At 58.6% G+C, this 14,561-nt stretch carries 10 protein-coding genes; 9 read left to right on the forward strand and 1 reads right to left on the reverse strand.

The window, feature by feature from the left end:
• Positions 1–40 precede the first annotated feature (40 nt).
• From leuS to AAE514_RS07390, 7 genes are all read left to right on the forward strand, one after another.
• On the forward strand, positions 41–2,503 hold the full coding sequence (leuS, locus tag AAE514_RS07360; RefSeq protein WP_347330884.1) for a leucine--tRNA ligase: 2,463 nt from the start codon (positions 41–43) through the stop codon (positions 2,501–2,503).
• 54 nt (positions 2,504–2,557) lie between these two features.
• A complete protein-coding gene (locus AAE514_RS07365) occupies positions 2,558–3,133 on the forward strand; it encodes an LPS-assembly lipoprotein LptE (protein ID WP_347330885.1) in 576 nt (191 codons plus the stop codon).
• Positions 3,114–4,163, forward strand: a complete 1,050-nt coding sequence (gene holA / locus AAE514_RS07370; protein ID WP_347330886.1) for a DNA polymerase III subunit delta — start codon at positions 3,114–3,116, stop codon at positions 4,161–4,163. The genes AAE514_RS07365 and holA overlap by 20 nt, the downstream gene beginning before the upstream one ends.
• Before the next feature lie 144 nt (positions 4,164–4,307).
• Positions 4,308–5,102: a GDSL-type esterase/lipase family protein gene (locus AAE514_RS07375; RefSeq protein ID WP_347330887.1), complete on the forward strand. Its 795-nt coding sequence runs from the start codon at positions 4,308–4,310 to the stop codon at positions 5,100–5,102.
• Between the two features lie 3 nt (positions 5,103–5,105).
• A complete protein-coding gene (locus AAE514_RS07380; protein WP_347330888.1) occupies positions 5,106–6,221 on the forward strand; it encodes an SGNH/GDSL hydrolase family protein in 1,116 nt (371 codons plus the stop codon).
• A 299-nt stretch (positions 6,222–6,520) separates the two neighbouring features.
• Complete coding sequence (locus AAE514_RS07385; protein ID WP_347330889.1) at positions 6,521–8,164, forward strand: family 15 carbohydrate-binding domain-containing protein; 1,644 nt, start codon at positions 6,521–6,523, stop codon at positions 8,162–8,164.
• Positions 8,165–8,505: 341 nt separating this feature from the next.
• Positions 8,506–10,191: a hypothetical protein gene (locus tag AAE514_RS07390; protein ID WP_347330890.1), complete on the forward strand. Its 1,686-nt coding sequence runs from the start codon at positions 8,506–8,508 to the stop codon at positions 10,189–10,191.
• Between the two features lie 92 nt (positions 10,192–10,283).
• Here AAE514_RS07390 and AAE514_RS07395 read toward each other — a convergent pair whose 3' ends face one another.
• The gene (locus AAE514_RS07395) at positions 10,284–12,815 is read right to left on the reverse strand and encodes an efflux RND transporter permease subunit (RefSeq protein WP_347330891.1); all 2,532 of its coding nucleotides are present in this window, start codon (positions 12,813–12,815) and stop codon (positions 10,284–10,286) included.
• A 192-nt stretch (positions 12,816–13,007) separates the two neighbouring features.
• Between AAE514_RS07395 and AAE514_RS07400 the strand changes: the two genes are divergently transcribed.
• Together AAE514_RS07400 and ppa are read left to right on the forward strand one after the other, a co-directional pair.
• Positions 13,008–13,847: an FHA domain-containing protein gene (locus AAE514_RS07400; RefSeq protein ID WP_347330892.1), complete on the forward strand. Its 840-nt coding sequence runs from the start codon at positions 13,008–13,010 to the stop codon at positions 13,845–13,847.
• A 148-nt stretch (positions 13,848–13,995) separates the two neighbouring features.
• Complete coding sequence (gene ppa / locus AAE514_RS07405; protein WP_347330893.1) at positions 13,996–14,529, forward strand: inorganic diphosphatase; 534 nt, start codon at positions 13,996–13,998, stop codon at positions 14,527–14,529.
• Positions 14,530–14,561 lie beyond the last annotated feature (32 nt).

Here is a 14,561-nt window from a genome sequence, read left to right on the forward strand (position 1 = left end):
CGCCTTTTACTTCGCAGACAGAAACAGGCCCCAACCCCCAATGGAAGAGCAATACCACCCCGCGCACGTCGAAGCCCAGGCACAAGCCTACTGGGACGAGCACCAGACCTTTGCCGTCACCGAAGACAAGAGCCGCGAAAAGTTCTACTGCCTATCCATGTTCCCCTACCCCAGCGGCAAGCTGCATATGGGCCATGTGCGCAATTACACCATTTCCGATGTGATTGCCCGCTACCAGCGCATGCAAGGGAAGAACGTATTGCACCCCATGGGCTGGGATGCGTTCGGCCTGCCGGCGGAAAACGCCGCCATTAAGAACAAAACCGCACCGGCCAAGTGGACTTACTCCAACACCGACGCCATGCGCCAGCAGCTAAAGGAGCTGGGTTTTGGCTTCGACTGGTCTCGCGAAGTGACCACTTGCAAACCCGACTACTACCGCTGGGAGCAATGGTTCTTCACCCGTTTGTACGAAAAAGGCCTGGTGTACAAAAAGAACTCCGCGGTCAACTGGTGCCCCGAAGACCAAACCGTGCTCGCCAACGAGCAGGTGGAGGAAGGCTGTTGCTGGCGCTGCGGCACCCAGGTGGAGCGGCGAGAGCTGGCCCAGTGGTTTATCAAAATCACCGATTACGCCGACCAGCTGCTGACCGACCTGGACAAGCTGCCTCATTGGCCCGAGCAGGTCAAAACCATGCAGCGCAACTGGATCGGCAAAAGCCAGGGGGTCGAAATGCGTTTCGACCTGGCCCAACCCGTGGGCGAGCACACCCGTTTTGACGTTTACACTACCCGCCCGGACACCCTCATGGGCGTGACCTACGTCAGCCTGGCCGCCGAGCACCCGGTGACCCAAGCCCTGGCCAAGTCCAACCCCGAACTGGCCGCCTTTGCCGAGGAATGCAAAAAGCAGTCGGTCTCCGAGGCCGACATGGCCAATATGGAAAAGAAGGGGATGGATACCGGTATCCAGGCGCTGCACCCGATTACCGGCGAGCCGGTTCCGGTCTGGGTGGGCAATTACGTACTGATGGAATACGGCTCTGGCGCGGTGATGGCCGTACCGGCCCACGACCAGCGTGACTACGAGTTCGCCCATAAGTATCAGTTGCCGATCAAACAAGTCATTGCGCCCAAAAACGGCGAGGAATGCGACCTGAGCAAAGAAGCCTTTACCGAGAAGGGCGTGCTGATCAACTCTGGCGAGTACGATGGGTTGGACTTCAAAGCGGCCTTCGAGGTGATCGCCCAGGCACTGAAGGCGGCCGGCCAGGGCCGCATTACCAAGAACTACCGATTGCGCGACTGGGGTGTCTCCCGCCAGCGCTACTGGGGCGCGCCTATCCCGATGTACAACCTGCCCGACGGCGGCGAAATCCCCGTACCGGCCCATAAACTGCCGGTGCTACTGCCGGAAGATGTGGTGATGGACGGTGTGCAGTCGCCGCTGAAGGCCGACCCGGAATGGCGCAAGGCGGAATTGAACGGCCAGGCGGTGGAAAAGGAAACCGATACCTTTGACACGTTTATGGAGTCCTCCTGGTACTACGCCCGCTACACCTGCCCGCACTACGACCAAGGCATGCTGGACCCGGAGGCCACCGCCTACTGGCTGCCGGTGGACCAATACGTGGGCGGCATTGAACACGCCATTCTGCACCTGTTGTACGCGCGCTTTTTCCATAAGCTGATGCGCGATGAAGGCTTGGTCAGCTGTGACGAGCCCTTCGAGCGCCTGCTGTGCCAGGGCATGGTACTGAAGGACGGCGCCAAAATGAGCAAATCCAAGGGCAACACCGTGGATCCTGGCGAGCTGATTGAGCAATACGGCGCGGATACGGTGCGCCTGTTCTCCATGTTCGCCGCCCCGCCCGAGCAGAGCATGGAATGGAGCGATTCCGGTGTCGAGGGCGCTCACCGATTCCTGCGCCGGTTATGGAAAAGCGTGCACGCCCATTTGCAAGCCGGAACCCCGGGCAAACTGAAGCCCGAGGCGCTGCCGGACGCCCAAAAAGACCTGCGCCGCAAGACCCACGAAACCATCGCCAAAGTGAACGATGACTACGGTCGTCGTCAGACCTTTAACACCGCCATTGCCGCGGTCATGGAGTTGATGAACGATGTGGGCAAACTCGCCGACCGCGCCACGCCCGAGGGCCTGGCCGTGGAGCGGGAAGCACTGGAAGCGGCCATTTTGCTGTTGGCCCCGATCGTACCCCACGCCACCCAGGCGCTCTGGAGCGCGCTGGGCCACAGCGACATTCCTCTGGAGGCTCGCTGGCCCAGCCTCGATGAGTCCGCCCTGGCCCGGTCCAGCATTGAAGTGGTGGTCCAGGTAAACGGCAAGGTACGGGACAAAATCCAGGCGCCGGTGGACGCCCCGCGGGAGGCCATGGAACAGCTCGCTCGGGAGCAACCCAACGTCCAGCGCTTTATCGAAGGCGCGACGGTGCGCAAAATCATCGTCGTGCCCAACAAACTGGTTAACATCGTCGCCAACTAGTAAGCCCGGCGGCTTTCCAGCCGCCGGTTTTTGCGAGCTTGAGGAGAGGCCCACATGCCCTATCGACTGCCCGTCATTCTGCTCACCGTTTTGACCCTGGTGACCGCCTGTGGCTGGCAACTGCGGGGCACAGTGGCCCTGTCGAGCCTGACCGACACCCTTCACATCACCGGCGAAAATGCCTACGGCCCCCTGCTCACGGAGCTGCGCAACCGACTGCAGGCCGATGACATTACCCTGACGGACAGTCCGTCAGAGGCCCGCTATACCCTCAACATTGTGCAAGAGCGGACCGAAAAGCGGGTGGCGGCTCTGGGAACCGACGCCCTGGCCAGCGCTTATGAGCTGACGCTCACCGCCCAGTTTGCCGTGCTCGACCAACGCGGCATGCCCATTGCCAATCGCCTGACCAGCACAATTACCCGCTCCTATAATGCCAGTGCCGCCAGTGCTGGCAGCAGTTCCCAGGAAGAGGTTTTGCTGTTGAGCGAAATGCGCGAAGAGCTGGCCCAGCAAATTCTGCGCCAGCTCCAGGCCGCCATCAGCGCCGCCCAGGCCGGAGGGTACGAGACAAACCCCGCCACTTCCGTTGAGACCGACGAGGCCAGCCATGGCGAAACTGCGCCCTGAGCAACTGGCGGAGTCGCTGAAAAAGCGCCTCTCTCCCATCTATCTGGTCACCGGCGATGAACCCCTGCTGGTTCAGGAGGCCTGTGATCAGATTCGAGCCGCCGCACGCGAACGCGGTTTTGGGGAACGGGAGCTGTACCATGCGGACCCGGGCTTTGACTGGAACCAACTGCTCAACAGCGCCAATAGCCTGTCGCTGTTCGCCGAGCGCAAGATTCTGGAAGTCCGCCTGCCCACCGCCAAACCCGGCGACAAGGGCGGCAAGGTCCTTCAGGAATACGCTCAGGCTCCCTCCGAGGACAACTTGCTGCTAGTGGTCACCGGCAAGCTCGACCGGAATGTGTTGCGGGCCAAGTGGCTGAAAACCCTGGAAGAGGCCGGCGTCCACCTCCAGGTCTGGCCGGTGGGCCCCGCGCAACTGCCCCGCTGGATCACCCAGCGCCTCAAAGCGGCGGGCCTTCGGGCCGAACCGGCGGCGGTTGATCTGCTGGCCTCTCGAGTGGAGGGCAACCTCTTGGCCGCGGCTCAGGAGGTCGAAAAGCTCAAATTGCTGACCACAGAGACTGAAATCACCACCGAGCTGATGGCCTCGGTGGTGGCGGACAGCGCCCGTTACGACGTGTTCGGGCTGGTGGACAAAGCCCTTCACGGGGATGCCCGGGGCGCAGTAAAGTCCCTGCAGGGTTTGAAAGTCGAGGGCACCGAGCCCATTGCCCTGCTCTGGGCCCTGGCCCGGGACATTCGGGCGCTGGTACAGATTTCTCAGGCCTCGGCCCAGGGCATCGCCTTTGACCGGGCCGCCCAGGCCGCCGGCATCTGGAACAAGCGCCAGCCTCTTATTCAAACGGCCCTGCGCCGCCTCAAACCCGGCCAGTTGCAACAGCTGCTGCGCAAGGCCAACGGCATCGACCGGGCCATCAAGGGCATGCGCCAGGCCAACCCCTGGGATGAGCTGCTGGACCTGACCCTGAACCTGGCCGGCGTGCAAAGCCTGCAGCCGGCCAACGAGCGCCTGGCCCTCAAACTTTAACTCCAGGGGCGGAAGCTCTCACTATGGGTTAACGCTCAATACGACACAAAGAACAATAGATAGCAAAACAACACATAAAAGCAGGGATGACCGGGTACACAACGCTAATTCCAACACTCGAACAAGACCCCAGAGGAGTCACCCATGTCCTGGCAAAAAACCATTTTTTCCGTTTTGGCGCTGAGCGCCGTCCTTATCGGTTGTGCGCCCGATGAAAGTCCCGCACCCACCTCCAGCTCAGAAGCCAATCCCGTGCCGGCGCAACGCCCCGCCGCTGAGCGCCCGCCCGAAGCAATTACGCCCATCCCCCGCACCAAAGAGTATGAATGGATGAGCATCGAGCGCTGGAACAGGATGCACAGAGAGGATGTGGAAATCGCCCGCGCCGGTGGCGTGGACCTCTTATTTATCGGCGATTCCATCACGGAAGGCTGGCCCGAGAACGTTTGGGAAGAATACTTCGGCGAGTACAAGGCGGCGAATTTCGGCATCGGCGGCGATAAGACCGAAAACCTGCTCTGGCGCCTGAATAAAGGTGCGGTCGGCCAGTTGGACCCGCAGGTGGTGGTACTGTTGATCGGCATCAACAACTTCGGCCTGAGCGATCACAAGCCCGACGAAGTGGCTCAGGGCGTCACGGCCGTGGTTCGCACCCTCAAGGGCGCATTCCCCAACGCCCAGATTCTGCTCAACGGTATCTTCCCCGCCAAAGAGTCGGCCGAGCACCCCTTGCGCGAGAAAATCGCTCGGGTAAACGAGCAAATTGCACAACTGGAAGACGATCGGGTTCGCTACCTCTACATTGGCGACGAGCTGGTCCAGGAAAGCGGCGACATCAGCCCCGAGATCATGCCCGACTACCTGCACTTGAGTGAAAAAGGCTATCGGATATGGGCCGAAAACCTCGAGCCGATTCTGGCCGATTGGCTGGAGCAGTGATCCATGGCCCTCAATGCACTGCGACGCCTGCTTCTCGGGTGGGCGCCGCTGGCGCTTATTGCCTGCCATTCCCTGCCCGATAGCGCCTCAACCGCGATGAGTCACCGCCTTGTCCCCGCGGGTAGCGAGGGCTTCGCCCTGGAGGGGCGAGCCCAAGAGCTGGACTCCGGTGCCCTGCGCATCGGTTACCCCGGCGTCACACTGCATACCCGCTTCGAGGGCCGGTACCTGGCGCTCAGAGCCCACAGCTCCGGCGAGCAGAGCGCTCTGGGCATCCAGGTTGACGGCGAACCGCCTCGCGTTTTAAAGCTGAACAAAACCCCGCAAGAATGGGTATTAATCGACTCCGATGAAGCGGTCAAACGCCAGGTGGAAATCACCCACCGAGGCGAGACCTGGCTCGGTCAGGTGACCATCGAAGGCGTTACCTTGAACGAGGACGCGACCCTGACGCCGGCCGAACTCCCCCAGCGCAAAATGCTCGTTGTGGGGGATTCGGTGACCTGCAGCTATGGGGCGGGCGACCGGAGCACACCGCCCAACACCGGCCCCTGGTGGGACCCGAAAGCCTCCTACGGTATGCAAGTCGCCGAAGCGCTGGAGGCACAGGTCCACCTGGTATGCTACGGAGGCCGCGGGTTGATTCGCAGCTGGAATGGCAAGACAGACGAAGGCAATGCTCCAGAATTCTTTGAATGGGCCATCGCCGATCACGCTCCGGTGGCCTGGGACCACCGGCAGTACCCGCCAGAGCTGATTCTAGTGTCCTTGGGGACCAATGATTTCAACCTGGGGATTGGGCCTTTGCCCGAGCGAGAGGCCTTCGTGGGGGCCTATGTGGATTTTCTCGGACTGTTGAGAACCGTCCACCCCAACGCCACCATCGCCCTCACCGAAGGTGCCATGGTGAATGACGAGGCAGATCCACAGCGGCCCCAGAAAACCGTTCTGCGACAGTACATTCGTGAAGCCATAGACCGTTTTGGTCGGCCTGACGTCCATTTCATCCCCGCCACCCATTACCCCGGAGACCACCGGGACAGCCACCCCACCGGCCCCCAGCATGCCTTGATGGCCGAGGAACTGAGCCACCAGCTCCGGGCACTGATGGGCTGGTGAGCGAAGCATAACGCCCAACCTCTCATGTCACGGGGGCTTTGCCCCCGCTTCAATGCTCTGCTACCTTTAAGAGTACCCGCCCTACCCGGCCCTGTGGCGCGATTTTCAAATAAAAATTTATGCGCCTTATGGTCAGTTAGAACATTTGTGTGCTATGTTATTCACTATGCAGCCATCTTGAGCAATCCATAGGCCCCAAACCCGGCGGAGACTCAAGTATGGCCCGCAAGCAGAATGGCGGAAAGCCAGCCGAATTCGGCCAACTTACGCTACAGACTAGAATAATAGAGGGTTTAAATATGTTACAAAAACTGCTCATCGCGCTCTGCACAATCTTTGTGCTCTCTGCCTGTGGCGGAGACCTTGACTTGGGGCCGAACCAGGCACCTCCTGAAGACACCAACGGCGAAGACGGTGGTGATGACGGCGGAGACGGTGAAGACGGCGGGGACGATTTCGAACCCGGCGAGCCGCGCATTCACACCTATATTCCTTTTGATAACGAAGAAGACACCGCTGGATGGGCTAGCCGTTGCGTAGAGACATGCGACGCCACCGCCACCCTGAGCTGGAACAGCGACGAGGAAGTACTCGCGGCCGAGCCCCTCTGGGCCAGCGACAGCGACCAACTTGAGGTTTTCGGTTCGGTTGAAGAAATAAACGACATGGCTGGCTCCGCCGCCAGCATCTGGGTCTACGTCACCGAAGACTACGTTACCGACGGCAATATGAGCATGCACCTGCTGCTCGGCAATGCGGAAGGCCTGAAGGGCGTCAGCCGAGCCTACGCCCCGGACCTGGGCTGGAACCGCATCGAAATGTGGGAGCTGGCCGCTGGCACGGGTGAAACCACCACCGATGACGAAGGCAACGAATCCACCGATTACGGTACCTTCCTGTGGCACGACGACGGCTTCACCCTGCGGAACATCAACGAAGTGGGTGTACGCTTTGCCGCCAACGGCAAGGCCACCGAAGTCGATGGTCAGCTCTGGCTCGACAACGTCACTTTGACTCCGGCCTCCGGCACCGGCCCCTTGATCGTTGAAGCTGACGACGAAGGCTGGAACGTCATGGACGCCACTGAGGAAGTTACCCTCCAGCGCGATGGCGAGGGCGGGGTTTACTACGAGCCCACCGCCGCCGACCAGAAACTGGTTTATCTGCTCGATGGTCCGGCCGACCTGGTGGGCCGCAGTTTTGACATTACCTTCACTGTAGACCAAGCCTTTATCGATTCGGAAGCTGCAGTACAGGTGATTATGCAACAGAACTTCGGTAGCTACGAGGGCGAATGGGGCTGCGACTACGTCGGAAGTGCTTCTCTGACCGCTGGCGAGCCTGTTGAGTCAACCTGCTCCACAGAGAACGAAGGGTTCGTAGCAGAAGAAGGCCAAAATATCCGGCTAGGTGTACAAGTGAAAAACAACCCCGCAGGCCGAGTGACCATCACAGGCATGCAAGTCAACATCAACGCTGGCGGTTCTTCAGGCCCTGAAACAATCGAAGCCTCTATGGCGGAAGGCTGGAGAGTCAGTGCTGATTCCCTCAACCTGCAGTACACCGAGGAAGGCGTCGCTTACTCCCCCAGCCCGGATGCAGAGTACAACCAGCTGGTTTACGACATCTCCGGCCCCAAAGACCTCAGCGGGGCATCCTATGAAGTCGTCTTCTCCGTCGATCAGGACTTTAAAGACGGTGGAAAAGCGGTTCAGCCGTTTATCCAGAGAACGGATGACTACGGCATTGCTGACTACAACTGCTACGTGGGTAACGGGGAGCTGACCGCAGGAGAGGATTACACGGCCAGTTGCCCAGCGATCAACGAGGACTTCAACTTGGAAACAGAAGAAGCAGGCGTCCAGGTTGGTGTTCAGACGGCAGGGGACGGTACTAACCAAGGCGTTATCACTGTCAAAAGCCTGACGGTCACCTTGGACTAACCCGGCAACCCTCATAGGGTCGACAGAAAGGGGATGGTGAGTAAGCTCACCATCCCCTTTTTTTATGGATTTCCTTTAAGTTGGGCTCCGCTAAAGACTCGGAACAGCGCCCCAACGGCGTCACTTTTTCGCTCTCATTAAATGGCACTTAAATATCGAAAAATTATTGAGGCGCCTTATGGTCGCCGCGAACATTTGTGTGCTATCTTACTAAGACCAGGTCGTAAAAAACGCCAAGCATCCTAGTTGCTTTCAGCCCTGGAACCCGCTGGTAGGCCGTTGGCTGGTTAGTACTTACTAACCGCTAGCGCCCTAACACTATAAGATAGAGGAATGACACAATGTTACAAAAACTCCTGATCGCGCTTTGCACAATCTTTGTGCTCACCGCTTGTGGCGGTGATGACGATGCCAGCCAAGAACCGATTGTTCTGAATCCCCCCGAGGATCTGAACAGCGGTGAAGAAGAAGGCGAAGAAGAAGGCGGAACCGAAGACGACGGCCCCTGGCTCAGTCAGCAGTTCGAGACCGACACCAGTGCAAGCTGGAGCTTTGCCTGTATCAGCGGCTGTAACACCACTGCCGAACTGACTCACAATGCCGATGAGCAGACCCTAAACGTTACCCCGACCTGGGGCGCGGCCGAGGACCAAATTGAAGTCTCTGCCACGATCAACCCCGAAATTGCGGATCTGACCGCAGGAAACGCCCACCTGAAGCTGTATGTGCCGGCGAGCTATACCGACGCAGGTACCATCAATGCGCAAGTCTTCTTTGTCAATGCGGCGGACGCCAAGGGCTACCTGGGCTTCATGGCCGTTTCAGCGGGCTGGAACACCTTCAGTTTCACTGACATTCAACTGGGCACCGAGGAAGGCTCTTTCGGTTACCAAACCGAAGCGTTTACCCTGGAAAACATCAAAGCCATTGGTGTACAGGTCGATCCCGCCGACGGTGTCTCCCTGGTTGATGTAAGCGGCACCCTTCAGCTTGATGATGTTATCGTTTCCGATACCGCCATTTCAGTTGATGAGAAGGCCTCCGAGCCCGTTGTTCTTGAGCCACTGGCGACCGGCGACGAAAGTTTCACCTTTGCCAGTGACGCCGAAGGCTGGACCAATGATAACAGTGACGGTTCAAGCGTCAGCCACGACGCCGACGCCAATGCGCTTGTGATCACTCCAGACTGGGCAAGCGACGATGAGGGTGGAAACCGACCCAAAGCCATGGGCGTCACCACTTCCGTAGTCAGTGAGGCGACTATCCGTATGATCGTGACCGTTACCCAAGCGCAAGTGGATGGCGGCCTCGGTGTACAACCCTATATTCAGCAGAACTCAGGTAGCTACTCCCAAGAGTTCGGCGCCACAGTGACCGACTTGGTTGCCGGAGACAACGCTATTACTTTTAGCGCGCCTGCATTGGCAGACGCCATGCGCGTTGGTGTGCAGCTGGTAGGCCCCATCACCAGCGGTGAAAGCGATGTGGTTCTGATCAAGCAAGTGGAAATCGACCTGCCTGACAGCGGAACAGTAGAACCCACCGCTGAAATTGTTTTCCCCTTTACCGACGGTATCGAAGGCTGGAGCATCAACGGGGAAGCCGCTGGTACCCAAACCAGTGCGCACCTTGATCTTACTCACGATGCCACAAGCGGCGCTTTGGTAATGACCCCCAAAGACTGGAGTGTGGACAACTGGCGCCTTCAGGCCGGTACTAGCTTCAGTGCCACGTCGGACCTTAGCGGAGCAACCATTAACGCGACGGTTAATATGCCGGCAAGTTACGTTACCGATGGCACCCTGAATTTCCAATTCGTCATTGCCCATGACGGTGGAGACGCCTACGTTGGTTATACCAACGTTGCAGGGCTAACCGCCGGTGAGAACGACGTCACCGTGGACCTTTCTGGCGAAACGCTGACAGGTGCCACCAGCATTGCCGTTCAGTTAGCAACTCCGCCGACTGACACCACTATCCTTGACCCGATTTCGGTTCTGCACCTGGAAGTTGACTTGGTTAACTAAGACTTAGCCAGTTACTCAACCAACAAAAAACCCGGCCTTGCGCCGGGTTTTTTGTGTCTGCCTTTTAAAGCCTTGATACCGCCCTTCTCCCTTTAATCCCGCTCTTTCCCAAACGGCTTGGTCAACAACACCAGCTTGGGCAGCAGCGTGAGTGAGCCGAGTATCGCGGCGAGCATTGCCAAGGCAGTCAGTAGGCCGAAGTAGATGGAGGGAATAAACTCCGACAGGGCCAGTATGGAGAAGCCCACGATAATAATAATGGCGGTGTAGTACATCGCCCGGCCGATGGATGCATGGGAGGCGTGCATGGACTCCAGGTAGCGACCCCGGTCCGCAAACTCGTTTCGGAAGCGGTACAGGTAGTGGATGGCATGGTCCACCCCCACCCCGACGGTAATGGCGGCGATGGTGATCGTCATCATATCCAGAGGAATACCGGCCAGACCCATACCGCCGAGGACCACGCCAGCGGCGAGCATATTGGGCAAAATGGCAATAATCGCAATGGTAATTGAGCGGAACAGCACCAGGAACATCAGCATAATTCCCACAAACACCGCCCCCAGCGTCACAATCTGGGAGCTGAACAGGCTGCGCAACATATTGTTGTACAGCACCAACATGCCGGTGAAGCGAAGGTTGTCCGCTTCAAAGTCCAACTCGTTAACGGCGTGCTCGCGAATCTTCTCCACCAGCTCCATCCGGTTCAGTTCGGGGCTGGTTTCCTGCACGCGAAGCGTAATCCGGGTTTGCCGGTGCTCATCCGAGAGGTAGGGCTTAACCAACACTTCCCGAATGTTATCCGGCAAGGACTTGCGCATCACCCCCAGCTCGAAGTTGTTGAGTCGCCCCTCGTTAATGTCGGAGGCCACCTCGTAGGCAATGGCCAAGGAATTCACCTTCCCCACTTCCGGCAAGGATTCCAGATATTGGTGTAAAGATTGGATCTTCTCCAGCCCGGCGCGGGTAAACCAAACGCTATCCGGTTTGGCCTCTTCCCCCTCTTCGGTGGCAAACGGGTCATCACTCTCGGGCGCTGCGAAGGGATCTTCCTCAACGGGCTCTGGCTCCGCGAAGGGGTCATCCTCGGGAGATTCACCGCTTTGGGCCTCGGGATCGGCGGTTACAATGATGTCCAGACTAATCGTCCCGCCCAGTTTTTTGTCGATCAGCGACATGCCCTGATAAATTTCGGTTTCCTCATGAAAGTAGTCGATGAACTTGTTTTCCACCTTAAGCAGGCTGCTACCGTAGGCACTGACCAGAGCCGCCACCAACGCCACGGCGATGACGATGGCCCCATGCTTTTCCGCAAAGCGGGAGAATATCAGGGTAATGGCGCCGGACCCGTCACCCTTGTCTTTGGGCTCACCTTTGCGCCAGAGCATAAGCCCTGCCGGGATGACGACGAACGCTAGCACAAAGGCGACACACAAGCCGATGGTCATCATCCAGCCGAAATCAATCACCGGGCGGATGTTGCTGACCACCAGGGAAACAAAGGCCACGATGGTGGTGAGCGCGGTGTAAAGACAGGGCCGGGACATAAAACGCACGGTGCTGAGCACCAACTCTTCCTTGGAGGCCTCGGGCCTTTGGGCGTGCAGTTCCCGGAACCGGACGATCAGGTGAATCGTCAGGGCCAGGGTCATAATCAGCAGCAAGGCCACGAAGTTGGACGATATCACCGTCATGCGCCAATCAATCCAACTGAGCCAGCCCAGCATCAGAACCACGGACAGCACACAGGTGGACAGCGGCAGCACCACAAACCGCCATTGACGGAAAATTAACGCCAGCATCGCGATAATGAAAACCACAATGGCACTGCCGAAAACCACAAGATCGCTTTTGATAAAGGCGATCATATCCGCGGTAATCATGCTCACGCCGCCGAGAAAGAGCTCCGCTTCGTCCTCATATTTCGCCAGTATTTGGCGAACCTCTTCCACTCGCTGATGATCCCGGGCCGTCGCCTTGGTACGGTAAGCGCGAAACTCCCGGCTTACCTCCTCAAGGGTTTGCGCCTCCTCGGCGCTTAATTCACCCTCGGAGGCTTTTTCCCGCAGCGCGTCACGCTTGCGCGCGAGGTTTATGTAACGATTGTCCACTTCCAGGTTGAGTTGAAGTGCCGTGGTGTTACCATCCGGGCTCAGCAGGGTGTCCCGGTAAATCGGGCTGGTGAGAAACTCCTCCTTGGCCGCCTGCCGGTCCACCCCCTCGGTCAGCAGCGTGCGGGTGGACTCCCGTTGCTCCGCGAGAGAGCGAAGCGGTGTGTACAGCAGAGGCACGTCGATAATGGAGTTGATATTTTCAACGCCATTTACTTGACTCAGATCCTGCCGGAGGGCTTTCAGGGTCTCAATGGACTCGTCGGAGAACATCGGGGCTTCCGGGGTATAGGTCACCACCAGGAAGTCACCGCTTTGGTAACGTTGATTAATTTTGCGGAAGAAATCGATGGAGCGATCATTCTCCAACGTCAGGGAGTCCGCGGAGGCGTCCAGCTTTAGGTTTGGCAGGCCAAGCGACGCCACCACCGCCAGTACCAACACCACCACCAGGGCAATCGCCGGGTGGCGCAGAACCGTTGCCCGATAAAGGGCATCAAGCGTTTTCAGCATAGTGTGACCTTAAAAATCCGTATTAACTCAGGAGGGGCCTCAGTGTACCCGAAACCGGGCGGTTTGGCGGTAGGCTACTCCCCTCACAAAGTCGGCCATACTACCGCTTTCCGCCGGTGGTTATGGTAAAGTTTGGAAAACACCCGATATAATCGGGGAATCAGCCGGATTCGCCCGCGAATGGAAGAGGTTATGCTCAAACTCCAGTTCAAGGATCAACGCCAACCCGCCTTCTGGGTCGTAGAGAAGCTGTACAGTATTGGCAGTGACGCCGATAACAACCTCGTTCTTTCCGATGAGGGCATTGCCCCACTGCAGGCCCGCCTCATCGCCACGGCGGAAAAGATTTTTCTTAAGGACAACAACAGTGAAAGCGGCTGCTTCGTCAACGGCCAGCGAATTACCCAGAAGGAAATTCTGCCCGGAGATGAGATTCAGCTCGGGCCGGTTCGTCTGGAAGTTCTGGACCCCGGTGAAGACACCCATCCCGGCGCTCAATCGACAGACCCCTGGCGACTGGTGGCCAGCGGCAGTTGGCTCTCCGGCCAGAGCTACGTGATCCCCAACGAAGGCAGCGTAGTGCTGGGGCGCTCCAACCAGTGTGATGTCGTCATCCCCGGGACCCATCTCTCCCGCCGTCATGTGGAGCTGCGTGTTCAGGGAGGCAGCCTGCGGGTTAAAGACCTCGACTCGGTAAACGGCACCTACCTCAATGACCGCCCGATCACCGACGCCCTGGCCCACGGGGGCGATCAACTGCGCCTGGATGTATATACCTTCAATGTCATCAGCCCCGTGGGGGACCGCCAGCGCACCCGGCTGCGCGCCACCAGCACCATCAACAGCGTGCCGGCACCCCGCGCGCCCCGCCCTCCTCCTACCGCGGAAAAACCCCGACGGTGGAAGTTGCGCCCCACCTCCCCCGGCAACCGCCAGGAGCCGACCTATCGGGAGCAACGCCAGGAGCGATGGCTCTGGCTAGTAGTCGTGGCGGCGGCCGTACTGCTAGTGGTGGCTTTTTACTGGGTCTAAGCGAGGCTAACAGCCCGCCTTTTAGCTTCAAGGATCTCGGCCCTACGCCTCTATGCGCGCCTCTAAGCGCCTTATTGGGGCCGACTCCGTTCTCCTGTGGTAAAATCCCGCCGATTTTTTCATCCACTGATTTTAGGAACCTCAACCTATGAGCTTTGACAAGGTAGCTTCCGGCAAAAATGTGCCTGACGACGTAAATGTCATCATCGAAATCCCGATGAATGGCGAGCCCATCAAATACGAAGTCGACAAAGACAGTGGCGCCATTTTTGTGGACCGTCTGCTCGGCACCTCCATGCACTACCCCTGCAACTACGGCTACGTGCCCCACACACTGTGTGGTGATGGCGACCCGGTGGATGTGCTGGTGGTCTTCCCTCACGCCCTGCCCGCAGGCTCAGTGATTCGCTGCCGCCCCATTGGCGTGTTGAAGATGACCGATGAGTCCGGGGAAGATGCCAAAGTACTGGCCGTACCGATCGACAAGGTGACCCCGCTGTACAGTCAGGTCAAATCCGCCAATGACCTGCCGGAGCTGACGCTGGCTCAAATCACGCACTTCTTCGAGCATTACAAAGACTTGGAGAAGGGTAAGTGGGTCAAGGTCGACGGCTGGGAAGACGCCGAAGCGGCCCGACAGGAGATTCTCGAATCCGTCGAGCGGTACAAGAAGGAAGGCTAGCCGCTCCAGGGCTGTATTTGACGCGTTGAGGC

Source organism: Marinimicrobium locisalis (assembly GCF_039822625.1).
Classification (GTDB): Bacteria; Pseudomonadota; Gammaproteobacteria; order Pseudomonadales; family Cellvibrionaceae; genus Marinimicrobium; species Marinimicrobium locisalis.

What these genes read in the sequence shown, in the direction of transcription:
- leuS (WP_347330884.1), top strand. Translation starts at nt 41, where the DNA reads ATGGAAGAGCAATACCACCCCGCGCACGTCGAAGCCCAGGCACAAGCC.
- AAE514_RS07365 (WP_347330885.1), top strand. Translation starts at nt 2,558, where the DNA reads ATGCCCTATCGACTGCCCGTCATTCTGCTCACCGTTTTGACCCTGGTG.
- holA (WP_347330886.1), top strand. Translation starts at nt 3,114, where the DNA reads ATGGCGAAACTGCGCCCTGAGCAACTGGCGGAGTCGCTGAAAAAGCGC.
- AAE514_RS07375 (WP_347330887.1), top strand. Translation starts at nt 4,308, where the DNA reads ATGTCCTGGCAAAAAACCATTTTTTCCGTTTTGGCGCTGAGCGCCGTC.
- AAE514_RS07380 (WP_347330888.1), top strand. Translation starts at nt 5,106, where the DNA reads ATGGCCCTCAATGCACTGCGACGCCTGCTTCTCGGGTGGGCGCCGCTG.
- AAE514_RS07385 (WP_347330889.1), top strand. Translation starts at nt 6,521, where the DNA reads ATGTTACAAAAACTGCTCATCGCGCTCTGCACAATCTTTGTGCTCTCT.
- AAE514_RS07390 (WP_347330890.1), top strand. Translation starts at nt 8,506, where the DNA reads ATGTTACAAAAACTCCTGATCGCGCTTTGCACAATCTTTGTGCTCACC.
- AAE514_RS07395 (WP_347330891.1), bottom strand. Translation starts at nt 12,815, where the DNA reads ATGCTGAAAACGCTTGATGCCCTTTATCGGGCAACGGTTCTGCGCCAC.
- AAE514_RS07400 (WP_347330892.1), top strand. Translation starts at nt 13,008, where the DNA reads ATGCTCAAACTCCAGTTCAAGGATCAACGCCAACCCGCCTTCTGGGTC.
- ppa (WP_347330893.1), top strand. Translation starts at nt 13,996, where the DNA reads ATGAGCTTTGACAAGGTAGCTTCCGGCAAAAATGTGCCTGACGACGTA.